Source organism: Micromonospora sp. NPDC005205 (assembly GCF_040608275.1).
Classification (GTDB): domain Bacteria; phylum Actinomycetota; class Actinomycetes; order Mycobacteriales; family Micromonosporaceae; genus Micromonospora.
In genome coordinates, this window is record NZ_JBEXHV010000023.1 from 1 (window position 1) to 22,781 (window position 22,781).

The following is a 22,781-nucleotide window of genomic DNA, read 5'->3' on the forward strand; positions in this document are numbered from 1 at the left end:
CTTCCTCGGCGTCCTCCCGGTTGGGCAGGAACCGGGCGCACAGCCGCAGCGCCTCGGGGCGTACCGCGAGCAGCAGGGCGTCCAGGGCGGCCGGCCCCCGACCCCACCCGAGAATTAGCAGTACAGACGACGACATAGGGGACATAGTGCTCGACGTCAACTTCTTCGACGAGCTGCGCATTGGTCTCGCCACCGCCGACGACATCCGTCAGTGGTCGCACGGCGAGGTCAAGAAGCCTGAGACGATCAACTACCGCACCCTGAAGCCGGAAAAGGACGGGCTCTTCTGCGAGAAGATCTTCGGTCCGCAGCGGGACTGGGAGTGCTACTGCGGTAAGTACAAGCGCGTTCGGTTCAAGGGCATCATCTGTGAGCGCTGCGGCGTCGAGGTGACTCGCTCCAAGGTCCGCCGTGAGCGGATGGGGCATATCGAGCTCGCCGCTCCGGTGACCCACATCTGGTACTTCAAGGGCGTTCCGAGCCGGCTGGGTTACCTGCTGGACCTCGCTCCCAAGGACCTCGAAAAGATCATCTACTTCGCCTCGTACGTCGTGACGAGCGTGGACGCGGAGTCGCGTCACCGCGACCTCTCGACGATCGAGAACGAGATCCTGGCTGAGAAGCGGCAGTCCGAGAACAGCCGCGACTCGGAGATCGAGAAGCGGGCCGCCAAGCTCGAGGCCGACCTGGCCGAGCTGGAGGCCGAGGGTGCCAAGGCGGACGTCCGGCGCAAGGTCAAGGAGGGCGGAGAGCGCGAGATGCGCCAGATCCGCGACCGGGCCCAGCGCGAGATCGACCGCCTGGACGAGGTGCTGGACACCTTCCGCAAGCTGGAGCCGAAGCAGCTGGTCACCGACGAGCTGCTCTACCGCGAGCTGCGCGACCGGTTCGGTGAGTACTTCACCGGTTCCATGGGCGCCGAGGCGATCAAGGCGCTGGTCCAGAACATGGACCTCGACGCCGAGGCCGAGAGCCTGCGGGAGACCATCCGGTCCGGCAAGGGTCAGCGGAAGATCCGGGCGCTCAAGCGACTCAAGGTCGTCGCGGCGTTCCTGAACACCCGCAACTCGCCGCTCGGCATGGTGCTGGACTGCGTCCCGGTCATCCCGCCGGACCTGCGCCCGATGGTGCAGCTCGACGGTGGCCGCTTCGCGACCTCCGACCTGAACGACCTGTACCGCCGCGTGATCAACCGGAACAACCGCCTCAAGCGGCTGATCGACCTCGGCGCGCCCGAGATCATCGTCAACAACGAGAAGCGGATGCTCCAGGAGGCCGTCGACGCGCTGTTCGACAACGGCCGTCGCGGCCGGCCGGTCACCGGCCCGGGTAACCGCCCGCTCAAGTCGCTGTCCGACATGCTCAAGGGCAAGCAGGGCCGGTTCCGCCAGAACCTGCTGGGCAAGCGCGTCGACTACTCCGGCCGTTCGGTCATCGTGGTCGGCCCGAAGCTGAAGCTGCACCAGTGCGGTCTGCCCAAGCAGATGGCGCTGGAGCTGTTCAAGCCCTTCGTGATGAAGCGGCTCGTCGACCTCAACCACGCACAGAACATCAAGTCCGCCAAGCGGATGGTCGAGCGTCAGCGCCCGGTCGTGTGGGACGTGCTGGAAGAGGTCATCGGCGAGCACCCGGTGCTGCTCAACCGGGCGCCGACCCTGCACCGCCTGGGCATCCAGGCCTTCGAGCCGCAGCTGGTCGAGGGCAAGGCGATCCAGATCCACCCGCTGGTCTGCACCGCGTTCAACGCCGACTTCGACGGTGACCAGATGGCGGTGCACGTGCCGCTGTCCGCCGAGGCTCAGGCCGAGGCGCGGATCCTGATGCTGTCGTCGAACAACATCCTCAAGCCGGCCGACGGTAAGCCGGTCACCATGCCTACCCAGGACATGGTCATCGGTCTGTACCACCTCACCCACCTCACCGCCGGTGAGAAGGGCGAGGGCCGGGCGTTCAGCTCGGACGCCGAGGCGCGGATGGCCTTCGACAACGGCGAGCTGCACCTGCAGGCGCCGGTGAGGATCCGCCTGCGCGGCGTGGTCGGGGTCGACAACGGCAACGGCTCCGAGGCGTGGACCGCCCCGGAGGGCTGGGTCGAGGGTGACCCGCTGACCGTGGAGACCACCCTGGGTCGGGTGCTGTTCAACGAGACGCTGCCGCAGGGCTACCGCTTCGTGAACTACGAGATCCGCAAGGGTCAGCTCTCCGCCATCGTCAACGACCTCGCCGAGCGCTTCCCCAAGGTGGCGCTGGCCGCCACCCTGGACGGGCTCAAGGAGGCCGGTTTCCACTGGGCCACCTGGTCCGGCGTGACGATCGGCATGGAGGACGTCATCGCACCGCCGCGTAAGGCGGAGATCCTGGCGAAGTACGAGAAGGACGCCGACCAGATCGACAAGCAGTACCAGCGTGGTCTGATGACCGCCGAGGAGCGTCGCGGCGAGCTCATCGAGATCTGGACCAAGGCGACCAACGAGGTCGCCAAGGAGATGGACACCGCGCTGCCGCAGGAGAACCCGCTGTGGAAGATGATCAACTCGGGTGCTCGCGGTAACCTGCTCCAGCTCCGGCAGATCGCGGCGATCCGTGGTCTGGTGGCCAACCCCAAGGGCGAGATCATCCCGCGGCCGATCAAGGCCAGCTACCGGGAGGGTCTGTCCGTGCTGGAGTACTTCATCTCCACGCACGGTGCCCGTAAGGGTCTCGCCGACACCGCGCTGCGGACCGCCGACTCGGGTTATCTGACCCGTCGTCTGGTGGACGTCTCCCAGGACGTCATCATCCGCGAAGAGGACTGCGGCACCGACCGGGCGATCCCGATGCAGATCGGCGAGAAGCTGGACGGCAAGCTCGTCGTCCACACCCACGCCGAGACCAGCGTGCACGCCCGTACGCTCGCGGACGACATCAAGGGGCCGGACGGCACCGTGGTGGCCGAGCGCGGTCAGGACATCAACTCCATCGGGGTCGACAAGATCGTCGCCGCTGGTGTGGAGACGGTCCGGGTGCGCAGCGTGCTCACCTGCGAGTCGAAGCTGGGCGTCTGCGCGGCCTGCTACGGCCGGTCGCTGCCGACCGGTAAGTCGGTCGACATCGGCGAGGCGGTCGGCATCATCGCCGCCCAGTCCATCGGTGAGCCGGGTACGCAGCTGACGATGCGTACCTTCCACACCGGTGGTGTCGCGGGTGAGGACATCACCCAGGGTCTGCCGCGTGTGCAGGAAATCTTCGAGGCTCGGGTCCCGAAGGGTAAGGCGCCCATCGCCGACACCCCCGGTAAGATCCGGATCGAGGATGGCGAGCGCTCGCGCAAGATCATCGTGGTGCCGGACGACGGCAGCGAAGAGATCGTCTACGACAAGATCTCGAAGCGCGTCAAGCTCCGTACCCACGACGGCGGTCACGTCGCGGTCGGCGAGAAGCTGACCGAGGGCACCATCGACCCGCACGAGCTGCTGCGGATCATGGGTCCGCGGGCGGTCCAGGTCCACCTGACCAGTGAGGTCCAGGAGGTCTACCGCTCGCAGGGTGTGCTCATCCACGACAAGCACATCGAGATCATCATCCGCCAGATGCTCAAGCGGGTGACGGTCATCGACTCCGGCTCGACCGAGTTCCTGCCGGGTGTGCTCGTCGACCGGGCGCTGTTCGAGTCGGAGAACCGCCGGCTCGTCTCGGAGGGCGGCGAGCCCGCCGCTGGTCGTCCGGTGCTGATGGGTATCACCAAGGCCTCGCTGGCCACCGACTCCTGGCTCTCGGCGGCCTCCTTCCAGGAGACCACCCGGGTGCTGACCGACGCTGCGATCAACTCGCGCAGCGACTCGCTGGTCGGCCTCAAGGAGAACGTGATCATCGGAAAGCTCATCCCGGCCGGTACCGGCATCAGCAAGTACCGCAACGTCCGGGTCGAGCCGACCGAGGAGGCCAAGGCCAAGGTCTACTCGATGACCGGTTACCCGGAGACCGACTACGGGTTCGGGCCGGCCGGCGGGCAGGCCGTGCCGCTGGACGACTTCGACTTCGGGTCGTACCGCTAAGCACCAGTCACACGACGAGGCCCCCGGTGAAAGCCGGGGGCCTCGTCGTGTCCGTGCCAACCCACCGCTTGCGCCGGGTTCGGCATGATGGGGGGATGACGACCGCACCCGGGCAGGTGTCCGTCGCCCAGCAGGGCGTGCGCCACCCGCTTGACCCGGACCCGGCCCGCGCCACGAAGGCACGGGCGGTCTTCGCGCTGGGCCTGCTCGGCATGCTGACCGGGTTGTTCATCGGTGGCGTGGTGCCGGCCACTGTGGCCCTGCAGCTGGCCCGGCAGGCGCGCCGGGAAGCGTACGCCTCGGGGGGTTTCCTGACCGGCGGCGTCTGGCTGCGGCGGGGGGAGTGGATGGCCTGGACCGGCCTGGTGCTGGTCGCGGTCAGCGTCGTGGCCGCTGTGGTCATCGGGGTGGTCCGGTTGGCCGGCGCCCCGTTCGGCCACGACTACCCCGCGAACATGGACTGAGCCACCGGTGGCCGCGCCCGGCGCGGGCGGCGGTGCTGCCGGCGGTAGCCTGGCCGATGTCCACCGTGTGACGGTGGCGGCCTTTCGACAGGAGGACCTCGTGACGGAACCGGCGCGGCCCCCTGCGGACGAACCGGCCGGCCCGCCGGACGTGCCGGCTCCGCCACCCGAGCCGAGCGACTGGGCGCGCCCCGGCCCGAGCGACGAGACCCACCAGCCGGCGTCCGCCCCGGGCCCGCAGGCCCCTGCGACGCCGCCTCCCGGTTGGGGTCCGAACGGCTGGGACGCCACCGCGACGCCCGGCTCGGACCAGCCGTACCCGGTCTCCAGCGCACCGACCTCGACGCCGCAGGGCTGGGGCCCGCCCACCTCCGGACCGGGTGTGCCGCCCGGCTGGGGCCCACCGCGGGCTGGTTCGGGAATGCCCCACGGCTGGGGCCCGTCTTCGTCCGCACCGGGTGTACCGCCAGGCTGGGGTCCGTACCCGTCTGCGCCGTCCGCGCCGCCCGGGTGGGGCCCGTCGCCGTCCGCGCCGGTTGCGCCACATGGCTGGGGCCCGCCGTCGTCCGGGCCCGGTGCGCCGTACGGTTGGGGCCCGCCGCCGCCGGGGCACGGCCCCGGGTGGGGTGGCACGCCGGGGCGTTCCGTACCGCCGCCCACCGACGACCAACGCCGGCCGCCGAAGCGGGTGGAAGCGGTTTCGGGTACGCCGTTCGGCGTCGTGCACCTGGACGTGGCACCGGTCACCTCCGGGCTGGCCATCGGGGCGCTGGTGGCGGGGATCGCCTCACTTCTGGTCTCACTGCTGGTGATCTGCTTCGGAGTGGCTTTCAAGAACGACGGCGGGGCCTGGGCCTCCGGGGCGTTCGCCGCGCTGGGTGTGCTGGCCGGCGGGGCGGCGGTCGTCATCGGGCTGCTCGGCCGGCGACAGATCCGGCGGCCGACCGCCCCCTCCGCGGTCCAGTTCACCGGTCGCGGGCTGGCGATGGCCGGGATCAGTTGCGGCGCGGCGGGGGCGCTGCTCAGCCTGCTGGGCCTGGGCCTTGCCCTGCTTCTCACACTGACCTGAGGGTCATCACCGACAGATCCGGCACCTGACGGCGGTTTTCCGCGGAAGGCTTCCGGTCGCCCCGGGGGCGATGGGTGCTTCTGCGGGGAAGCCGGTACACTTGTATTCGTAGGTGCCCATCGCGGGCGACAGGGCAGGACGAGATCCGGCCGGCTGGTGTGAGACAGTCGCCGGGCCATTCCGTTTTGACCTGGGCGGTTGTGGTAGGTACTCTTTCCCCTTGTGCCCGGGCATGCCCGGGCAACTCGTGCGTGCGCTGTTTCCGGCTTACGGACGGCGGCACGACAAGCCAAGGATCCGGAGCGGGGCGACCCGCGCGCCGGTGACAAAACCCGGTACGAACGCGAGAGCGTCGCAACGGGGCCGTGACGAGGGCGACACGCCCGACCGCGGGTGCCGGGGTCTCCGCAAGGCGACCCTGGTCGGAATGTAGGAGAGCCGGTCATCAGGCCGGCTAACGAGCAGACGGCGCGGCCGCGGATGCGGCCGAAGGGAGCGGAGAAACCCGGTGCCCACGATCCAGCAGCTGGTCCGAAAGGGCCGCCAGGCGAAGACGACCAAGACCAAGACCCCGGCGCTGAAGGGTTCCCCTCAGCGGCGCGGCGTGTGCACCCGCGTGTACACCACTACCCCGAAGAAGCCGAACTCGGCGCTGCGCAAGGTCGCTCGCGTGAAGCTCAGCAGCCAGATCGAGGTGACCGCCTACATCCCCGGCGTCGGTCACAACCTGCAGGAGCACTCGATCGTGCTCGTTCGCGGCGGCCGGGTGAAGGACCTCCCCGGCGTGCGTTACAAGATCGTTCGCGGCTCGCTGGACACCCAGGGCGTCCGCAACCGCAAGCAGGCGCGCAGCCGTTACGGCGCGAAGAAGGAGAAGAGCTGACATGCCGCGTAAGGGACCCGCTCCGCGGCGGCCACTGGTCGCTGACCCGGTGTACAACTCGCCGCTGGTCACCCAGCTGGTGAACAAGATCCTGCTCCGCGGCAAGCGTCAGCTCGCCGAGACCATCGTGTACGCGGCCCTCGAGGGCTGCCGCGAGAAGTCCGGCACCGACCCGGTCGTCACCCTCAAGCGGGCGATGGACAACGTCAAGCCGACCCTCGAGGTGCGCAGCCGTCGTGTCGGTGGCGCCACCTACCAGGTTCCGGTCGAGGTCCGCCCGACCCGGGCGACCACCCTGGGCCTGCGCTGGCTGGTCACGTACTCCCGCGCCCGGCGCGAGAAGACCATGGTCGAGCGGCTGATGAACGAGCTGCTGGACGCGAGCAACGGCCTCGGTGCCGCCGTCAAGCGGCGCGAGGACACGCACAAGATGGCCGAGTCGAACAAGGCCTTCGCGCACTACCGCTGGTAACACCCTGGTTCCGGCGCCTCCGGGCGCCGGAACCGCCACCAGTTGTGTCGAGACGACGATAAGTAGGGATTGAAGTGGCCGCCGCAGACGCGCTCGCCAAGGTACGCAACATCGGCATCATGGCGCACATCGATGCCGGTAAGACCACGACCACCGAGCGAATCCTGTTCTACACCGGCATCACGTACAAGATCGGTGAGGTCCACGAGGGCGCTGCCGTCATGGACTGGATGGAGCAGGAGCAGGAGCGTGGTATCACCATCACCTCCGCTGCTACCAAGTGTGAGTGGAAAGACCACACGATCCAGATCATCGACACGCCCGGCCACGTCGACTTCACGGTCGAGGTCGAGCGGTCGCTGCGGGTCCTGGATGGTGCGGTAGCGGTATACGACGGTGTCGCCGGCGTGGAACCGCAGACGGAGAACGTCTGGCGGCAGGCCGACAAGTACAACGTCCCGCGTATGTGCTTCGTCAACAAGCTCGACCGGACCGGCGCCGACTTCTTCCGCTGCGTGCAGATGATGATCGACCGGTTGAACGCCACCCCGCTGGTGCTCCAGATCCCGATCGGGCTCGAGGGTGACCACATCGGTGTCGTCGACCTGATCGGCATGCGCGCGCTCACCTGGCGCGGGGAGACCCAGAAGGGTGAGGACTACGCGGTCGAGGAGATCCCGGCCGAGCTGGCCGACTCCGCTGCCGAGTGGCGCGAGAAGCTGATGGAGACCCTTGCCGACGTCGACGACGCGGTGATGGAGAAGTACCTGGAGGGCGAGGAGATCTCCGCCGAGGAGATCAAGGCCGCCATCCGGCGTGCCACCATCGCCGGCAAGGCCAACCCGGTGCTCTGCGGCTCGGCGTTCAAGAACAAGGGCGTTCAGCCCATGCTGGACGCCGTTGTCGACTTCCTGCCGTCGCCGCTGGACGTTCCGGCGATCGAGGGTACGGCCACCGACGGCGAGACCCCGCTGCTGCGTAAGCCGTCCAACTCGGAGCCCTTCTCCGGCCTGGCCTTCAAGATCCAGACGGACAAGCACCTGGGCAAGCTCACCTACGTGCGGGTCTACTCCGGCACGCTCGATTCCGGTTCCCAGGTGGTCAACTCCACCAAGGACCGCAAGGAGCGCATCGGCAAGATCTACCAGATGCACGCCAACAAGCGGGAAGAGCGTCCGTCGGCGCAGGCCGGCGACATCATCGCCGTGCAGGGTCTCAAGCAGACCACCACCGGCGACACTCTCTCCGACCCGGCGAACCCGGTCATCCTGGAGTCGATGACCTTCCCGGAGCCGGTCATCTCGGTGGCGATCGAGCCGAAGACCAAGTCCGACCAGGAGAAGCTGGGCACTGCCATCCAGCGCCTGGCCGAGGAAGACCCGACCTTCCGCGTCCAGCTGGACGAGGAGACCGGTCAGACGGTCATCTCCGGCATGGGTGAGCTGCACCTGGACATCCTGGTCGACCGGATGCGCCGCGAGTTCAACGTCGAGGCCAACGTCGGCAAGCCGCAGGTGGCATACCGCGAGACCATCCGCCGCAAGGTGGACAAGGTCGAGTACACCCACAAGAAGCAGACCGGTGGTTCCGGCCAGTACGCCCGCGTGATCGTGAGCGTCGAGCCGCTTCCGCTGGACAACGACTCGCCGACCTACGAGTTCGCCAACGCCGTCAGCGGCGGCCGCATCCCCAGGGAGTTCATCCCCTCTGTGGACGCCGGTGCGCAGGACGCGCTGCAGTACGGCATCCTGGCGGGCTTCCCGCTGGTCGGCGTGAAGCTGACCCTGCTGGACGGCCAGTACCACGAGGTCGACTCGTCGGAAATGGCATTCAAGATCGCCGGCTCGATGGTGATGAAGGACGCGGCCCGCAAGGCCGATCCGGCACTGCTCGAGCCGATGATGGCCGTTGAAGTCACCACTCCTGAGGAGAACATGGGTGACGTCATCGGTGACCTCAACTCCCGCCGCGGCATCATCCAGGCGATGGAGGAGCGCAGCGGCGCCCGCATCGTCCGGGCCCTGGTGCCGTTGTCGGAGATGTTCGGCTACGTCGGCGACCTGCGGTCGAAGACCCAGGGCCGGGCTAGCTACAGCATGCAGTTCGACTCCTACGCCGAGGTTCCGCAGAGCGTCGCGAAGGAGATCATCGCCAAGGCAACGGGCGAGTAGCGCTCTGAGCAGGTGATTCGTGGTTGGTCGCGGGAGGGTTCACCCGCCCGCGGCCACCACGATCGGATCGCGTGAGACCGGGCCTGTAGGCTTCATCGCCGCAGAACCCACAAAGGCTCTCCGGCCTTCGGGCCGGAAAGGCTGTCGACAGAGTCCTAAGCGCCGACCGGCGCGCCGGGCGTACGAACCAAGAAGTCCACAGGAGGACACCAGTGGCGAAGGCTAAGTTCGAGCGGACTAAGCCGCACGTCAACATCGGCACCATTGGTCACATCGACCACGGTAAGACGACGCTGACGGCGGCCATCACCAAGGTCCTGCACGACCAGTACCCGGACCTGAACCCCTACACGCCGTTCGACGAGATCGACAAGGCGCCGGAGGAGAAGGCCCGCGGTATCACGATCTCGATCGCGCACGTCGAGTACCAGACCGAGTCGCGGCACTACGCGCACGTCGACTGCCCTGGGCACGCCGACTACATCAAGAACATGATCACCGGTGCCGCGCAGATGGACGGCGCGATCCTGGTGGTCGCGGCGACCGACGGTCCGATGCCGCAGACCCGCGAGCACGTGCTGCTGGCCCGTCAGGTCGGTGTGCCGTACATCGTCGTGGCGCTCAACAAGAGCGACATGGTCGATGACGAGGAGCTCCTGGAGCTCGTCGAGCTCGAGGTCCGTGAGCTGCTCTCCTCGCAGGAGTACCCGGGTGACGACCTGCCGGTCGTTCGGGTTTCGGCGCTGAAGGCCCTCGAGGGTGACCCCGAGTGGACCGGCAAGCTGCTGGACCTGATGACCGCTGTCGACACCTCGATCCCGCAGCCGGAGCGCGAGGTTGACAAGCCGTTCCTGATGCCCGTTGAGGACGTCTTCACGATCACCGGTCGTGGCACCGTCGTCACCGGTCGCGTGGAGCGCGGCGTTCTCCTGCCGAACGAGGATGTTGAGCTCGTCGGTATCAAGGAGAAGAGCTTCAAGACCAAGGTCACCGCGATCGAGATGTTCCGGAAGACCCTGGACGACGCCCGCGCAGGTGAGAACGTCGGCCTGCTGCTGCGTGGTACCAAGCGCGACGAGGTCGAGCGCGGCATGGTCGTCGTGAAGCCGGGCTCGAACACCCCGCACACGGAGTTCGAGGCGACGGTCTACATCCTCTCCAAGGAGGAGGGTGGCCGTCACACCCCGTTCTTCCAGAACTACCGTCCGCAGTTCTACTTCCGGACCACGGACGTCACCGGTGTCGTCACCCTCCCCGAGGGCACCGAGATGGTCATGCCGGGTGACAACACGTCCATGTCGGTGAAGCTGATCCAGCCCATCGCCATGGAGGAGAACCTCAAGTTCGCGATCCGCGAGGGTGGCCGCACCGTCGGCGCCGGGTTCGTCACCAAGATTAACAAGTGAGCTAGGTAACCCCGATTAGACCCGCCGCCGGTCGTGCGGCATACTAGTCAGGTTGCGTAACGACAGTTCGTCGCCTGTGTTCGGCTTTCGCTGAACCTCCGGGTGGCGAGGCAGTCGAGCGTAGGGTGGTTGGCGGCCCAGTCGCCAACCACCCTCGCACGGCGTTCAGGTCGCGGTAATGCGATCGGCGCCTTGACCCCCCGTGCGGTCAGCACCACTCCGGTACCTAGGGGCGGAGCTCGGCCCGAGGGCGCGACACGCCCGACCGCGGGGGTCGGCGAAGTGGGCCTGTGCCAGCCGGTACAGGCGCCCGCAACACAGCGGCATCGAGAGAAGGAACAGAAGCCACCATGGCGGGACAGAAGATCCGCATCCGGCTCAAGGCCTATGACCACGAGGTCGTCGACTCCTCGGCTCGGAAGATCGTCGAGACGGTGACGCGCACCGGGGCGCAGGTCGCGGGCCCGGTGCCGCTGCCCACGGAGATCAACCGTTTCTGCGTTATCCGCTCGCCGCACAAGTACAAGGACTCGCGCGAGCACTTCGAGATGCGCACGCACAAGCGGCTGATCGACATCATCGACCCGACCCCGAAGACGGTCGACTCGCTCATGCGCCTCGACCTGCCGGCTGGCGTCGACATCGAGATCAAGCTGTAGGGACCGGACAATGGACAGGCAAGTCAAGGGGATCCTGGGCGCCAAGCTCGGCATGACCCAGGTCTGGGACAACAACCGTGTTGTTCCCGTGACCGTGGTCGAGGCCGGCCCGTGCGTCATCAGCCAGGTTCGTAGCGCCGAGAAGGACGGTTACTCCGCGGTCCAGCTGGCGTACGGCACCATCGACCCGCGCAAGGTCAAGAAGCCGATCAGCGGGCACTACGCCAAGGCGGACGTGGCGCCGCGCCGGCACATCGTCGAGCTGCGCACCACTGACGCTGGGGAATACTCGCTCGGCCAGGAAATCACTGTCGAGGAGTTCCCGGCCGGCGTCACCATCGACGTCACCGGCAAGACCAAGGGCAAGGGCTACGCCGGCCCGATGAAGCGGCACGGCTTCCACGGTCTGGGCAGCAGCCACGGTGTCGAGCGCAAGCACCGCTCGCCCGGCTCCATCGGCGCCTGCGCCACTCCGGGTCGTGTCTTCAAGGGCACCCGGATGGCCGGCCGCATGGGTGGCGTTCGCTACACCGTGCAGAACCTCACCGTCCAGGCGGTCGACACCGAGAACAACCTGCTGCTCGTCCGGGGTGCCATTCCTGGCCCCAAGGGCGCGCTGGTTCTGGTCCGTACCGCGGCCAAGAGCAAGGTGAAGAAGGGCGGTGCGGCCAAGTGACCACCGTTGACGTGCGCACCGTCGAAGGCACCACCAGCAGCTCCGTGGAGCTGCCGGCGGACATCTTCGACGTGCAGGCCAACGTCGCGCTGATGCACCAGGTCGTGGTGGCCCAGCTCGCGGCGGCCCGACAGGGCACACACAAGACCAAGACCCGGGCTGAGGTCGCCGGTGGCGGCAAGAAGCCTTACAAGCAGAAGGGCACCGGTCGCGCCCGGCAGGGCTCGATCCGCGCGCCGCAGTTCGCCGGCGGTGGCGTCGTGCACGGTCCCGTGCCGCGCGACTACAGCCAGCGGACCCCGAAGAAGATGAAGGCCGCCGCGCTGCGGGGTGCCCTCTCCGATCGGGCCCGCGCCGGGCAGGTGCACGTCGTCGAGGCGTTCGTCTCGGGCGAGAAGCCGTCGACCAAGGCGGCCCTGGCCACGCTGACCAAGCTCACCGAGGCCCGTCGGGTCCTGGTCGTGCTGAGCAGCACCGACGAGCTGAACTGGGTGTCGCTGCGCAACGAGCCGCGGGTGCACCTGATCGAGTCCGGCCAGCTGAACACGTACGACGTGCTGGTGGCCGACGACGTGGTCTTCACCAAGGACGCCCTGGACGAGTTCCTGGGTGTGCCCGCCGAGACCACCGAGGAGGGTGGCAAGTGAGCACCATCGCCGACCCGCGCGACATCATCGTGGCGCCGGTCGTCTCGGAGAAGAGCTACAGCGAGCTGAACCGGAACTGGTACACCTTCCTGGTGCACCCGGACGCGAACAAGACCGAGATCAAGATCGCTATCCAGCAGATCTTCAACGTCCGCGTCCTGACGGTCAACACGCTCAACCGCCAGGGTAAGCGCAAGCGCACCAAGACCGGCTTCGGTCAGCGCAAGGCGACCAAGCGGGCGATCGTGAAGCTGGCTGACGGTGACCGCATCGAGGCCTTCGGCGGCCCGGTCAGCTGAAGGGTGTAGACAATGGCTATCCGTAAGTACAAGCCGACGACGCCGGGCCGACGTGGCTCGAGTGTCGCTGACTTCGCCGAGATCACCCGGTCCACGCCGGAGAAGTCGCTGCTGGCTCCGTTGCCGAAGAAGGGCGGGCGTAACGCCCACGGCCGGATCACCACGCGGCACCACGGTGGCGGTCACAAGCGTCAGTACCGTCTGATCGACTTCAAGCGGGTCGACAAGGACGGCGTGCCGGCGAAGGTCGCTCACATCGAGTACGACCCGAACCGCACGGCGCGCATCGCGCTGCTGCACTACGCCGACGGCGAGAAGCGCTACATCCTCGCGCCGAAGGACATGAAGCAGGGCGACCGCGTCGAGTCCGGTCCGGGCGCCGACATCAAGCCGGGTAACAACCTGCCGCTGCGCAACATCCCGGTCGGTACCACGATCCACAACGTGGAGCTGCGTCCGGGTGGCGGGGCCAAGCTGGCCCGTTCCGCCGGCGTCGGCATCCAGCTGCTCGGCCGCGAGGGCGCGTACGCGACCCTGCGTATGCCGTCCGGCGAGATCCGGCGGGTGGACGTGCGCTGCCGCGCCAGCGTCGGCGAGATCGGCAACGCCGACCAGTCGAACATCAACTGGGGTAAGGCCGGCCGGATGCGGTGGAAGGGCAAGCGCCCGACCGTCCGTGGTGTCGCCATGAACCCGGTCGACCACCCGCACGGTGGTGGTGAGGGTAAGACCTCCGGTGGTCGCCACCCGGTCAACCCGCAGGGTAAGCCCGAGGGCCGCACCCGCCGTAAGGGCCAGCCGAGTGACCGGCTGATCGTCCGCCGCCGCTACGCCACGCGTAAGCGCGGCTGAGGGAGATAAGACATGCCTCGCAGCCTGAAGAAGGGCCCGTTCGTAGACGACCACCTGCTCAAGAAGGTGGAAGTTCAGAACGACAAGGGCTCCAAGAACGTGATCAAGACCTGGTCGCGGCGCTCGACGATCATCCCCGAGATGCTGGGGCACACGATCGCCGTGCACGACGGACGCAAGCACGTCCCGGTGTTCGTGACCGAGGCGATGGTCGGGCACAAGCTCGGCGAGTTCGCGCTGACCCGCACGTTCAAGGGTCACGAGAAGGACGACCGGAAGAGCCGTCGGCGCTGACGCCGCCAGGCATACGGATAGAGGGAACAAGGGGTTACAGCGATGCCAGGAAAGGGCGACGCTCCGGTGCTTCCGGGCGCGCGGGCGGTTGCGCGGCACGTGCGCATCTCGCCGATGAAGGCGCGCCGGGTGGTCAACCTCGTCCGCGGCCTGCCCGCGAAGGAGGCGCTCACGGTGCTGCAGTTCGCGCCGCAGGCTGCGAGCGAGCAGGTGTACAAGGTGCTCGCTAGCGCGATCGCCAACGCGGAGAACAACGAGCGGCTGGACCCCGACGCGCTGCTCGTCAGCGAGGCCTTCGTGGACGAGGGCCCGACGATGAAGCGGTTCCAGCCGCGGGCGCAGGGTCGGGCGTACCGAATCCGCAAGCGCACCTGCCACATCACCGTGGCGGTCGAAGCGGTCGCGCCGGCAGCGCCGAGGAAGGCCGCGGCGAAGAAGGCCGCCCCGGCCACGGAGGCCGCACCGGCCGAAGCGCAGAGCAAGACGGAGGACGCCGAGTAATGGGTCAGAAGGTTCACCCCACTGGGTTCCGGCTCGGCATCTCGACCGACTGGAAGTCCCGCTGGTTCGCGGACAAGCTCTACAAGGACTACATCGGCGAGGATGTCAAGATCCGCCGCATGATGTCCAAGGGCCTCGAGCGTGCCGGGATTTCCAAGGTCGACATCGAGCGCACCCGCGACCGGGTCCGGGTCGACATCCACACCGCCCGGCCGGGCATCGTCATCGGCCGTAAGGGTGCGGAGGCCGACCGGATCCGCGGCGAGCTTGAGAAGCTCACCGGCAAGCAGGTTCAGCTGAACATCATCGAGGTGAAGAACCCCGAGTCGGACGCTCAGCTCGTCGCGCAGGGCGTGGCCGAGCAGCTGTCCAGCCGGGTCAGCTTCCGTCGGGCGATGCGCAAGGCCATGCAGTCGGCGATGAAGAACCCGGTCTGCAAGGGCATCCGGGTTCAGGTCTCGGGTCGCCTCGGCGGCGCCGAGATGAGCCGGACCGAGTTCTACCGTGAGGGCCGGGTTCCGCTGCACACGCTGCGGGCCAACATCGAGTACGGCTTCTTCGAGGCCCGTACCACGTTCGGCCGGATCGGTGTGAAGGTCTGGATCTACAAGGGCGACGCCGTCATGGGCCGGGAGACTCCGGCCGAGGCCGGTCCGTCTCGCCCGCGTCGTGGTGAGCGTGGCGACCGTCCCGAGCGTCCGCGTCGTGGCCGGTCGGGTTCGTCCGGCACCACGGCTGGTGGCACCGAGGCCGGTCGGGCTGCTGCGACCACCATCGCGCAGCAGGCCGAGACGCCGAGCGGCGAGCCGGTGGACAGCGCAGCTGTCGCCGCCGTGGCTGCTCCGGCAGAAACGCAGCAGGAGGGCTGACAGATGCTGATGCCGCGCAAGCCCCCGAAGGGCTTCCGCAAGCCGCACCACCCGGACCGCAGTGGCGCGTCCAAGGGTGGTAACCGGGTGGTGTTCGGCGAGTTCGGGATCCAGGCTCTCGAGCCGGCGTACGTGACGAACCGGCAGATCGAGTCGGCGCGTATCGCGATGACTCGCCACATCAAGCGTGGTGGCAAGGTCTGGATCACGATCTTCCCGGACCAGGCCCTCACCAAGAAGCCTGCCGAGACCCGGATGGGTTCCGGCAAGGGCTCGCCCGAGTGGTGGGTCGCCAACGTCAAGCCGGGTCGGATTCTCTTCGAGATGTCCTTCCCCAACGAGCAGACCGCGCGAGAGGCCATGCGTCGCGCGATCCACAAGCTCCCGATGAAGTGCCGCATTGTTACGCGCGAAGTGGGTGAATCCTGATGGCAGCGGGCGTTAAGGCGACCGAGCTGCGTGAGCTCTCCGAAGAGGAGCTGGTCACGAAGCTGCGGGAGGCCAAGGCGGAGCTGTTCAACCTCCGCGTACAGGCCGCAACCGGGCAGCTGGACAACAACCGGCGGTTGCAGGTCATCCGTCGGGAGATTGCCCGGATCTACACGATCATGCGTGAGCGTGAGCTGGGGCTCTCGGCCGCGCCGACTGAGGTGACTGCATCATGACCGAAGAGACCGCCACCGCCGCCGCGCGGTCGCGCCGCAAGGTCCGCGAGGGCCTGGTGATCAGCGACAAGATGGACAAGACCGTCGTTGTCGAGGTCGAGGACCGGGTTCGGCACGCGCTGTACGGCAAGATCATGCGCCGTACGAGCAAGCTGAAGGTGCACGACGAGCAGAACGCCGCTGGCACCGGTGACCGGGTTCTCATCATGGAGACCCGGCCGCTGAGCGCCACCAAGCGTTGGCGGATCGTGGAGATCCTGGACAAGGCCAAGTAGCGAAGGCTCGAGCCCGGCGGTTGCGTCGGGCGTAGGTTCCGCCAGGCTCCGGCCGCTACGGCGGCCGGAGAACCGGCAGACATAGGAGATAGACGTGATTCAGCAGGAGTCGCGACTGCGCGTCGCCGACAACACGGGTGCTCGGGAGATCCTTTGCATCCGGGTTCTCGGTGGCTCCGGTCGGCGCTACGCGAGCATCGGCGACGTCATCGTGGCCACGGTCAAGGACGCGATCCCGGGTGCCGGTGTGAAGAAGGGCGATGTCGTCAAGGCGGTCATCGTTCGCACGGCCAAGGAGAGGCGTCGGCCGGACGGCTCGTACATCCGCTTCGACGAGAACGCCGCCGTCATCATCAAGGACGGCGGGGACCCGCGTGGAACCCGTATCTTCGGCCCGGTGGGTCGGGAGCTGCGGGACAAGCGGTTCATGAAGATCATTTCCCTCGCGCCGGAGGTGTTGTGACCGTGAAGGTCAAGAAGGGCGACACGGTCGTCATCATCGCCGGCAAGGACAAGGGTGCCAAGGGCAAGGTCATTCAGGCCTACCCGCGGCAGGACAAGGTCCTGGTCGAGGGCGTGAACCGGGTCAAGAAGCACACCCGCATCAGCACCACCCAGCGTGGCGCCAAGACCGGCGGCATCGTCACTCAGGAGGCCCCGATCCACGTCTCGAACGTGCAGGTCCTGGACTCCGACGGCAAGCCGACCCGCGTCGGTTACCGGATCGACGACAACGGCCAGAAGGTCCGCATCGCGCGTAGCACCGGTAAGGACCTGTGATGACCACGGCTACCGAAAAGACCCTGCCGCGCCTCAAGGAGCGGTACCGCAACGAGATCGTGGCCCAGCTGCGTGAGCAGCACAGCTACGGCAACCCCATGCAGGTGCCGCGGCTGGTCAAGATCGTCGTCAACATGGGTGTCGGCGAGGCTGCTCGCGACGCCAAGCTGATCGACGGCGCGGTCCGCGACCTCGCCACGATCACCGGCCAGAAGCCGCAGGTGCGGCGGGCGACCAAGTCCATCGCGCAGTTCAAGCTCCGCGAGGGCATGCCGATCGGCGCGAAGGTGACTCTTCGCGGCGACCGGATGTGGGAGTTCCTGGACCGGCTGCTCTCCATCTCGCTGCCGCGCATCCGCGACTTCCGCGGCCTTGACGGGCGCAAGCTGGACGGGCACGGCAACTACACGTTCGGTCTGACCGAGCAGTCTGTGTTCCATGAGATCGACCAGGACCGGATCGATCGCCAGCGGGGCATGGACATCACGGTGGTCACCACCGCCACGACCGACGACGAGGGCCGGGCGCTGCTCAAGCTCCTGGGCTTCCCGTTCAAGGAGAACTGAGATGGCCAAGAAGGCGCTGATCATCAAGGCGGCCGCGAAGCCGAAGTTCTCGGTTCGCGCGTACACCCGCTGCCAGCGGTGCGGGCGTCCGAAGGCGGTCTACCGCAAGTTCGGGCTCTGCCGGGTCTGCATCCGGGAAATGGCCCACCGCGGTGAGCTGCCGGGTGTGTCCAAGGCTTCCTGGTAAGGGCGACCGCGTCCCGGCCGTCGGCCGGGAACTCCTGCACCGATTAGGTATTGCTCTTCGCCGTAGGCCCGGAGCTGATGCTCCGGGAACCCCGGCGAGAAAGGCTGACGAAATCCATGACGATGACCGACCCGATCGCAGACATGCTCACGCGTCTGCGTAACGCCAACCAGGCGTACCACGATCAGGTGAAGATGCCCTACTCCAAGATCAAGGCGAACATCGCCGAGGTCCTGAAGGCCGAGGGTTACATCGCCACCTGGTCGGTCGAGGAGCCCGAGGAGGGCGCCGTCGGCAAGCGACTGGTCGTCGAGCTGAAGTACGGCCAGAGCCGCGAGCGGAGCCTGGCCGGCATCAAGCGCGTGTCCAAGCCCGGTCTCCGGGTGTACGCCAAGTCGGACGGGCTCCCGCGGGTGCTCGGTGGGCTGGGCGTGGCGATCATTTCGACGTCCCAGGGGCTGCTGACCGACCGGCAGGCCCGCAAGCGGAGTGTTGGCGGGGAAGTCCTCGCCTTCGTCTGGTAACGGGAGACAGGTAGAAATGTCGCGAATTGGACGTAAGTCGATCCCGGTACCAGCCGGCGTCGACATCACGATCGACGGGCAGACCGTCAAGGTCAAGGGCCCCAAGGGCCAGCTCCAGCACACCCTCGCCGAGCCGATCACGGTCGAGCGGGCAGAGGATGGGCAGCTGAGCGTCAACCGGCCGAACGACGAGCGCAAGGCCAAGGAACTCCACGGCCTGAGCCGTACGCTGGTTGCCAACATGATCGTCGGGGTCACCGAGGGCTACCGCAAGAGCCTGGAGATCGCCGGCACCGGTTACCGGGTCACCGCCAAGGGTTCGGACCTCGAGTTCGCGCTCGGGTTCTCGCACCCGGTGGTCGTCCCCGCCCCGGCGGGCATCACCTTCACGGTGGAGCGGCCGACCCTGTTCCACGTGGCTGGCATCGACAAGCAGCAGGTCGGTGAGGTCGCCGCCAACATCCGGAAGATCCGCCCGCCGGAGCCCTACAAGGGCAAGGGCGTCAAGTACCAGGGCGAGGTCATCCGCCGCAAGGCTGGAAAGGCAGGTAAGAAGTGAGCGCCACGCTGCTCAAGCGCCGCCGCGGTGTCGCCGCCAAGCGCGCCGTTGGGCGTGCGCGTCGACACTTCCGCGTCCGCAAGAACGTCAGCGGTACGGCCGAGCGTCCGCGCCTGGTCGTCACCCGCTCGCTGCGGCACATGGTCGCCCAGGTCGTCGACGACACCAAGGGTCACACCCTGGCGTCGGCGTCGACCCTGGACGCCTCGCTGCGCGGTGCGGAGGGCGACAAGAGCGCCCTGGCTGGCAAGGTGGGCGCTCTGCTCGCCGAGCGGGCCAAGGCCGCCGGCGTCTCCAAGGTCGTCTTCGACCGCGGCGGTAACCGGTACGCGGGGCGAGTCGCCGCGCTTGCCGACGCCGCCCGCGAAGCCGGGCTCGAGTTCTAACAACCCCGTCACGAGAGAGAAGGAAGGCTGCTGATGCCAGGTCAACAGCGCCGTGGCGGCGGGTCCGGTGGCAACGAGGGTGGTCGCCGCGACAACCGCCGTGAGGGCGGCCGCGGAAACGCGCCCGTCGAGAAGACCCCGCACCTTGAGCGGGTCGTCGCGATCAACCGCGTCGCCAAGGTCGTGAAGGGTGGTCGTCGCTTCAGCTTCACCGCCCTGGTGATCGTGGGCGACGGCGACGGCACGGTCGGCGTGGGCTACGGAAAGGCCAAGGAGGTGCCCGCGGCCATCGCCAAGGGTGTCGAGGAGGCCAAGAAGCACTTCTTCAAGGTCCCGCGGATCGGTCAGTCGATCCCGCACCCGGTGACGGGTGAGGACGCCGCTGGTGTGGTGCTGCTCAAGCCGGCCTCGGCCGGTACGGGTGTCATCGCCGGTGGACCGGTGCGTGCCGTGCTGGAGTGCGCTGGGATCCACGACGTGCTCTCCAAGAGCCTCGGTTCGTCGAACCCGATCAACATCGTGCACGCCACCGTGGCGGCCCTGAAGGGGCTTGAGTCCCCCGAGCAGGTCGCGGCGCGTCGTGGTCTGCCGGTGGAGGACGTCGCGCCGGCCGCCATGCTGGCGTCGCGTGCGGGGGTGGCGCGCTGATGGCACGCCTGAAGGTCACCCAGCTCCGGTCCGGTATCGGGACCAAGCACAACCAGCGTGAGTCGCTGCGTTCGCTCGGTCTCAAGCGGATCAACGACGTGGTGGTCAAGGAGGACCGGCCCGAGATCCGCGGCATGATCTTCACTGTGAGCCACCTCGTGAAGGTCGAGGAGGTCGAGTAATGACGATCAAGGTGCATCACCTGCGCCCGGCGCCCGGTTCCAAGACCGCGAAGACCCGTGTGGGTCGCGGTGAGGGTTCCAAGGGCAAGACCGCTGGTCGCGGTACCAAGGGTTCCAAGGCCCGCAAGAACATCTCGGCGGCGTTCGAGGGTGGGCAGATGCCCATCCACATGCGCCTGCCGAAGATGAAGGGCTTCAAGAACAAGTTCAAGGTGGTCTTCCAGGTTGTCAACCTGGACCGACTCGCTGAGCTGTTCCCGAATGGTGGTCAGGTCGGCCCGCTGGAGCTCGTCGAGTCCGGTGCGGTCCGCAAGGGTCACCCGGTCAAGGTCCTCGGCACCGGGGATCTCGGCGGTGTGGCGCTCCAGGTGTCCGCGCACGCGTTCAGTGCGTCGGCCAAGGAGAAGATCGCTGCCGCCGGTGGCTCCGTCACCGAGCTGTAAGGCGTACGACCATGGCGCCCGTCCAGTTGAGAGCAACTGGCGGGCGCCATGGTCTGCCTGGGCCGTGAGCGCCCGGTAACATCGGTTTCGATTTATGTAGTCGGGCGCATCTGCCCGGACCGGGGTGAGGCTGTTAGAGTCCCATCCCAGCCATGGATTGCGGGCACTCGCCCGTGATCCACCCCGACCCGCCAGGGATCACCGGCGGCCCGCCTCGCGCAGGAGGAAGAAGTTGCTGTCCGCCTTTCTCAGTGCGTTCCGTACGCCTGACCTGCGCAAGAAGCTGCTGTTCACAGTAGGCATCATCGCGGTCTACCGGCTGGGCGCAACGCTCCCCAGCCCGGGCGTCTCGTACGGCAACGTGCAGAAGTGCCTCGACACCATCCAGGGTGACACCACCGGGGTGGTGAACCTTCTCAACCTCTTCTCCGGCGGAGCGCTGCTGCAGCTCTCGGTCTTCGCGCTGGGCATCATGCCCTACATCACCGCGTCGATCATCCTGCAGCTGCTGACCGTCGTGATCCCCCGCCTCGAGCAGCTCCGCAAGGAGGGCCAGGCCGGTCAGGCGAAGATCACCCAGTACACCCGCTACCTGACCCTCGGTCTCGGTGTGCTGCAGGCCTCGGCGTTCGTGGCGCTGGCCCGCTCGGGCCAGCTGTTCCAGAACCGCTGCGACCAGTTCCCGATCATCCCCACCGGCACCGGCATCCCGGACTGGCTGACCCTGGCCATCCTGGTGATGACGATGACCGCCGGCACCGGCATGGTCATGTGGCTCGGTGAGCTGATCACCGACCGTGGCGTCGGCAACGGCATGTCCGTCCTGATCTTCACCTCGATCGCGGCGCGGCTGCCCAGCGAGGGCTGGCAGATCAAGACCAGCAAGGGCTGGGACATGTTCGCCCTGGTCATCGCGCTGGTCCTGGTGGTCATCACCGCTGTCACCTTCATCGAGCAGTCGCAGCGCCGGATCCCGGTGCAGTACGCCAAGCGGATGATCGGCCGGCGGATGTACGGCGGCACCTCGACCTACATCCCGCTCAAGGTCAACCAGGCTGGTGTGATCCCGGTCATCTTCGGTTCGTCGCTGCTCTACCTGCCGCAGTTGGCGCTGCAGTTCTTCGACCAGACCGACCCGGGCAAGACCCAGTCGTGGATTCAGAACAACCTGGTCAACCCGAGCAGCCCGATCTACATCGCGGTCTACTTCCTGCTGATCATCTTCTTCACGTACTTCTACGTCTCGATCACGTTCAACCCGACCGAGGTCGCTGACAACATGAAGAAGTACGGCGGGTTCGTGCCGGGTATCCGCCCGGGCAAGCCGACCGCCGACTACCTGGACTTCATCCTCAGCCGGATCACCCTGCCGGGCGCGCTCTACCTCGGCATCATCTCGATCCTGCCGAACTTCTTCTTCATCTGGCTGGACAACCAGCAGTACCAGAACTTCCCGTTCGGCGGCACCGCTGTGCTCATCATGGTCGGCGTCGGTCTGGAGACCGTGAAGCAGATCGAGAGCCAACTCATGCAGCGGAACTACGAAGGGTTCCTGCGGTAGATGAGACTCGTTCTGGTTGGCCCGCCGGGCGCGGGCAAGGGCACGCAGGCCGAGTTCATCGCCGCGCACCTCTCGGTGCCGAAGATTTCGACCGGAGACATCTTCCGGTCGAACGTCACCCAGGGCACGCCGCTCGGTGTCGAGGCGAAGCGGTACATGGATGCGGGCGAGCTGGTTCCGGACGAGGTCACCATCAACATGGTCCGGGACCGGCTGGCCGAGCCCGACGCCAGCGAGGGTTTCCTGCTCGACGGCTTCCCGCGGACGACTCCGCAGGCTGCCGCTCTGGACAAGCTCCTGGCCGATCTGGGCACTGCCCTGGATCTGGTCCTGGAGCTGGTCGTCGACGACGACGAGGTGATCCGGCGGCTCTCCGGCAGGCGCACCTGCCGGGGCTGCGGCAAGATCTGGCACGTCGAGTTCGACGCCACGACCCGGCCCGGCATCTGTGACCGCTGCGGCGCCGAGCTGTTCCAGCGCGACGACGACAAGCCGGAGACGATCGCGACGCGGCTCCGCGAATACAGCGAGAAGACCGCGCCCCTGGTCGACTACTACGGCGCTCAGGGCAAGCTGGTCGGGATCGACGCCACCGGGCCGGTGGAGGACGTCACCACCCGGGCCATCGACGCGCTGCGGTCGTACGGCGGCTGAGGTCCGGCCGGGCCACGGCGGATAGAGTGCGAACAGCGGGGTACGCGTTATGTGC

At 67.4% G+C, this 22,781-nt stretch carries 30 protein-coding genes; all 30 read left to right on the forward strand.

What is annotated here, in order from left to right; genetic code table 11:
* Positions 1–146 precede the first annotated feature (146 nt).
* Complete coding sequence (locus ABZU43_RS28955; protein WP_355009602.1) at positions 147–4,034, forward strand: DNA-directed RNA polymerase subunit beta'; 3,888 nt, start codon at positions 147–149, stop codon at positions 4,032–4,034.
* Between the two features lie 95 nt (positions 4,035–4,129).
* Positions 4,130–4,498 carry a hypothetical protein gene (locus ABZU43_RS28960; protein WP_210784125.1) on the forward strand — a complete coding sequence of 123 codons (369 nt, stop codon included), beginning with the start codon at positions 4,130–4,132 and terminating at the stop codon, positions 4,496–4,498.
* 688 nt (positions 4,499–5,186) lie between these two features.
* Complete coding sequence (locus ABZU43_RS28965) at positions 5,187–5,567, forward strand: hypothetical protein (protein WP_355009603.1); 381 nt, start codon at positions 5,187–5,189, stop codon at positions 5,565–5,567.
* A 508-nt stretch (positions 5,568–6,075) separates the two neighbouring features.
* Complete coding sequence (gene rpsL, locus ABZU43_RS28970) at positions 6,076–6,450, forward strand: 30S ribosomal protein S12 (protein WP_007465318.1); 375 nt, start codon at positions 6,076–6,078, stop codon at positions 6,448–6,450.
* A gap of 1 nt (position 6,451) precedes the next feature.
* Positions 6,452–6,922 carry a 30S ribosomal protein S7 gene (gene rpsG / locus ABZU43_RS28975; protein ID WP_030489583.1) on the forward strand — a complete coding sequence of 157 codons (471 nt, stop codon included), beginning with the start codon at positions 6,452–6,454 and terminating at the stop codon, positions 6,920–6,922.
* Between the two features lie 74 nt (positions 6,923–6,996).
* On the forward strand, positions 6,997–9,093 hold the full coding sequence (gene fusA, locus ABZU43_RS28980; RefSeq protein WP_355009604.1) for an elongation factor G: 2,097 nt from the start codon (positions 6,997–6,999) through the stop codon (positions 9,091–9,093).
* Positions 9,094–9,305: 212 nt separating this feature from the next.
* The gene (tuf, locus tag ABZU43_RS28985) at positions 9,306–10,499 is read left to right on the forward strand and encodes an elongation factor Tu (RefSeq protein WP_030489585.1); all 1,194 of its coding nucleotides are present in this window, start codon (positions 9,306–9,308) and stop codon (positions 10,497–10,499) included.
* Between the two features lie 350 nt (positions 10,500–10,849).
* Positions 10,850–11,158 (forward strand): 30S ribosomal protein S10, encoded by a 309-nt coding sequence (rpsJ, locus tag ABZU43_RS28990; RefSeq protein ID WP_007073037.1) that lies wholly within the window; start codon positions 10,850–10,852, stop codon positions 11,156–11,158.
* 10 nt (positions 11,159–11,168) lie between these two features.
* Positions 11,169–11,834, forward strand: a complete 666-nt coding sequence (rplC, locus tag ABZU43_RS28995) for a 50S ribosomal protein L3 (protein WP_355009605.1) — start codon at positions 11,169–11,171, stop codon at positions 11,832–11,834.
* Entirely contained in the window at positions 11,831–12,481 is a 651-nt protein-coding gene (gene rplD, locus ABZU43_RS29000) for a 50S ribosomal protein L4 (RefSeq protein WP_110563096.1), read from the forward strand. The genes rplC and rplD overlap by 4 nt, the downstream gene beginning before the upstream one ends.
* On the forward strand, positions 12,478–12,780 hold the full coding sequence (gene rplW / locus ABZU43_RS29005) for a 50S ribosomal protein L23 (RefSeq protein ID WP_007465304.1): 303 nt from the start codon (positions 12,478–12,480) through the stop codon (positions 12,778–12,780). The genes rplD and rplW overlap by 4 nt, the downstream gene beginning before the upstream one ends.
* Before the next feature lie 12 nt (positions 12,781–12,792).
* Positions 12,793–13,632, forward strand: coding sequence for a 50S ribosomal protein L2 (rplB, locus tag ABZU43_RS29010; RefSeq protein WP_053653944.1), 840 nt, complete (start codon positions 12,793–12,795; stop codon positions 13,630–13,632).
* A gap of 12 nt (positions 13,633–13,644) precedes the next feature.
* Positions 13,645–13,926 (forward strand): 30S ribosomal protein S19, encoded by a 282-nt coding sequence (gene rpsS, locus ABZU43_RS29015; protein WP_007465299.1) that lies wholly within the window; start codon positions 13,645–13,647, stop codon positions 13,924–13,926.
* Between the two features lie 42 nt (positions 13,927–13,968).
* Positions 13,969–14,427 carry a 50S ribosomal protein L22 gene (gene rplV / locus ABZU43_RS29020; protein ID WP_007465297.1) on the forward strand — a complete coding sequence of 153 codons (459 nt, stop codon included), beginning with the start codon at positions 13,969–13,971 and terminating at the stop codon, positions 14,425–14,427.
* Complete coding sequence (gene rpsC, locus ABZU43_RS29025; protein ID WP_355009606.1) at positions 14,427–15,296, forward strand: 30S ribosomal protein S3; 870 nt, start codon at positions 14,427–14,429, stop codon at positions 15,294–15,296. The genes rplV and rpsC overlap by 1 nt, the downstream gene beginning before the upstream one ends.
* Positions 15,297–15,299: 3 nt before the next feature.
* Complete coding sequence (gene rplP / locus ABZU43_RS29030) at positions 15,300–15,725, forward strand: 50S ribosomal protein L16 (protein ID WP_355009607.1); 426 nt, start codon at positions 15,300–15,302, stop codon at positions 15,723–15,725.
* Positions 15,725–15,961 carry a 50S ribosomal protein L29 gene (rpmC, locus tag ABZU43_RS29035; RefSeq protein WP_007465283.1) on the forward strand — a complete coding sequence of 79 codons (237 nt, stop codon included), beginning with the start codon at positions 15,725–15,727 and terminating at the stop codon, positions 15,959–15,961. The genes rplP and rpmC overlap by 1 nt, the downstream gene beginning before the upstream one ends.
* Entirely contained in the window at positions 15,958–16,236 is a 279-nt protein-coding gene (gene rpsQ, locus ABZU43_RS29040; RefSeq protein ID WP_355009608.1) for a 30S ribosomal protein S17, read from the forward strand. Before rpmC ends, rpsQ begins: the two co-directional genes overlap by 4 nt.
* A gap of 94 nt (positions 16,237–16,330) precedes the next feature.
* Positions 16,331–16,699, forward strand: coding sequence for a 50S ribosomal protein L14 (gene rplN, locus ABZU43_RS29045; protein WP_023358185.1), 369 nt, complete (start codon positions 16,331–16,333; stop codon positions 16,697–16,699).
* On the forward strand, positions 16,696–17,016 hold the full coding sequence (rplX, locus tag ABZU43_RS29050; RefSeq protein WP_203120238.1) for a 50S ribosomal protein L24: 321 nt from the start codon (positions 16,696–16,698) through the stop codon (positions 17,014–17,016). Before rplN ends, rplX begins: the two co-directional genes overlap by 4 nt.
* Entirely contained in the window at positions 17,016–17,582 is a 567-nt protein-coding gene (gene rplE / locus ABZU43_RS29055) for a 50S ribosomal protein L5 (protein ID WP_354944330.1), read from the forward strand. Before rplX ends, rplE begins: the two co-directional genes overlap by 1 nt.
* A 1-nt stretch (position 17,583) precedes the next feature.
* Positions 17,584–17,769 carry a type Z 30S ribosomal protein S14 gene (locus ABZU43_RS29060; RefSeq protein WP_007465272.1) on the forward strand — a complete coding sequence of 62 codons (186 nt, stop codon included), beginning with the start codon at positions 17,584–17,586 and terminating at the stop codon, positions 17,767–17,769.
* Positions 17,770–17,885: 116 nt separating this feature from the next.
* A complete protein-coding gene (rpsH, locus tag ABZU43_RS29065; RefSeq protein ID WP_272613586.1) occupies positions 17,886–18,293 on the forward strand; it encodes a 30S ribosomal protein S8 in 408 nt (135 codons plus the stop codon).
* Between the two features lie 16 nt (positions 18,294–18,309).
* Positions 18,310–18,852, forward strand: a complete 543-nt coding sequence (gene rplF / locus ABZU43_RS29070) for a 50S ribosomal protein L6 (protein ID WP_091402383.1) — start codon at positions 18,310–18,312, stop codon at positions 18,850–18,852.
* 8 nt (positions 18,853–18,860) lie between these two features.
* Entirely contained in the window at positions 18,861–19,238 is a 378-nt protein-coding gene (gene rplR / locus ABZU43_RS29075) for a 50S ribosomal protein L18 (RefSeq protein ID WP_181518401.1), read from the forward strand.
* Between the two features lie 33 nt (positions 19,239–19,271).
* The gene (rpsE, locus tag ABZU43_RS29080; protein ID WP_007465263.1) at positions 19,272–19,886 is read left to right on the forward strand and encodes a 30S ribosomal protein S5; all 615 of its coding nucleotides are present in this window, start codon (positions 19,272–19,274) and stop codon (positions 19,884–19,886) included.
* Entirely contained in the window at positions 19,886–20,068 is a 183-nt protein-coding gene (gene rpmD, locus ABZU43_RS29085; RefSeq protein WP_007465262.1) for a 50S ribosomal protein L30, read from the forward strand. Before rpsE ends, rpmD begins: the two co-directional genes overlap by 1 nt.
* Positions 20,068–20,511 carry a 50S ribosomal protein L15 gene (rplO, locus tag ABZU43_RS29090; protein ID WP_030329906.1) on the forward strand — a complete coding sequence of 148 codons (444 nt, stop codon included), beginning with the start codon at positions 20,068–20,070 and terminating at the stop codon, positions 20,509–20,511. The genes rpmD and rplO overlap by 1 nt, the downstream gene beginning before the upstream one ends.
* Before the next feature lie 232 nt (positions 20,512–20,743).
* On the forward strand, positions 20,744–22,072 hold the full coding sequence (gene secY, locus ABZU43_RS29095; protein WP_355009609.1) for a preprotein translocase subunit SecY: 1,329 nt from the start codon (positions 20,744–20,746) through the stop codon (positions 22,070–22,072).
* Complete coding sequence (locus tag ABZU43_RS29100; RefSeq protein WP_088950228.1) at positions 22,073–22,726, forward strand: adenylate kinase; 654 nt, start codon at positions 22,073–22,075, stop codon at positions 22,724–22,726. It abuts the gene before it with no gap.
* The last annotated feature ends 55 nt before the right edge of the window (positions 22,727–22,781 follow it).

Bases quoted from the DNA above. Each gene is read 5' to 3' on its own strand.
- ABZU43_RS28960 (WP_210784125.1), top strand. From the start codon at position 4,130: ATGACGACCGCACCCGGGCAGGTGTCCGTCGCCCAGCAGGGCGTGCGC.
- rpsJ (WP_007073037.1), top strand. From the start codon at position 10,850: ATGGCGGGACAGAAGATCCGCATCCGGCTCAAGGCCTATGACCACGAG.
- ABZU43_RS29100 (WP_088950228.1), top strand. From the start codon at position 22,073: ATGAGACTCGTTCTGGTTGGCCCGCCGGGCGCGGGCAAGGGCACGCAG.
- rplE (WP_354944330.1), top strand. From the start codon at position 17,016: ATGACCACGGCTACCGAAAAGACCCTGCCGCGCCTCAAGGAGCGGTAC.
- rplV (WP_007465297.1), top strand. From the start codon at position 13,969: ATGCCAGGAAAGGGCGACGCTCCGGTGCTTCCGGGCGCGCGGGCGGTT.
- rpmC (WP_007465283.1), top strand. From the start codon at position 15,725: ATGGCAGCGGGCGTTAAGGCGACCGAGCTGCGTGAGCTCTCCGAAGAG.
- rpmD (WP_007465262.1), top strand. From the start codon at position 19,886: ATGGCACGCCTGAAGGTCACCCAGCTCCGGTCCGGTATCGGGACCAAG.
- rpsQ (WP_355009608.1), top strand. From the start codon at position 15,958: ATGACCGAAGAGACCGCCACCGCCGCCGCGCGGTCGCGCCGCAAGGTC.
- rplP (WP_355009607.1), top strand. From the start codon at position 15,300: ATGCTGATGCCGCGCAAGCCCCCGAAGGGCTTCCGCAAGCCGCACCAC.
- rpsC (WP_355009606.1), top strand. From the start codon at position 14,427: ATGGGTCAGAAGGTTCACCCCACTGGGTTCCGGCTCGGCATCTCGACC.
- rpsS (WP_007465299.1), top strand. From the start codon at position 13,645: ATGCCTCGCAGCCTGAAGAAGGGCCCGTTCGTAGACGACCACCTGCTC.
- rplB (WP_053653944.1), top strand. From the start codon at position 12,793: ATGGCTATCCGTAAGTACAAGCCGACGACGCCGGGCCGACGTGGCTCG.
- rplO (WP_030329906.1), top strand. From the start codon at position 20,068: ATGACGATCAAGGTGCATCACCTGCGCCCGGCGCCCGGTTCCAAGACC.
- rpsH (WP_272613586.1), top strand. From the start codon at position 17,886: ATGACGATGACCGACCCGATCGCAGACATGCTCACGCGTCTGCGTAAC.
- ABZU43_RS29060 (WP_007465272.1), top strand. From the start codon at position 17,584: ATGGCCAAGAAGGCGCTGATCATCAAGGCGGCCGCGAAGCCGAAGTTC.
- rplF (WP_091402383.1), top strand. From the start codon at position 18,310: ATGTCGCGAATTGGACGTAAGTCGATCCCGGTACCAGCCGGCGTCGAC.
- rplC (WP_355009605.1), top strand. From the start codon at position 11,169: ATGGACAGGCAAGTCAAGGGGATCCTGGGCGCCAAGCTCGGCATGACC.
- rpsE (WP_007465263.1), top strand. From the start codon at position 19,272: ATGCCAGGTCAACAGCGCCGTGGCGGCGGGTCCGGTGGCAACGAGGGT.
- rpsG (WP_030489583.1), top strand. From the start codon at position 6,452: ATGCCGCGTAAGGGACCCGCTCCGCGGCGGCCACTGGTCGCTGACCCG.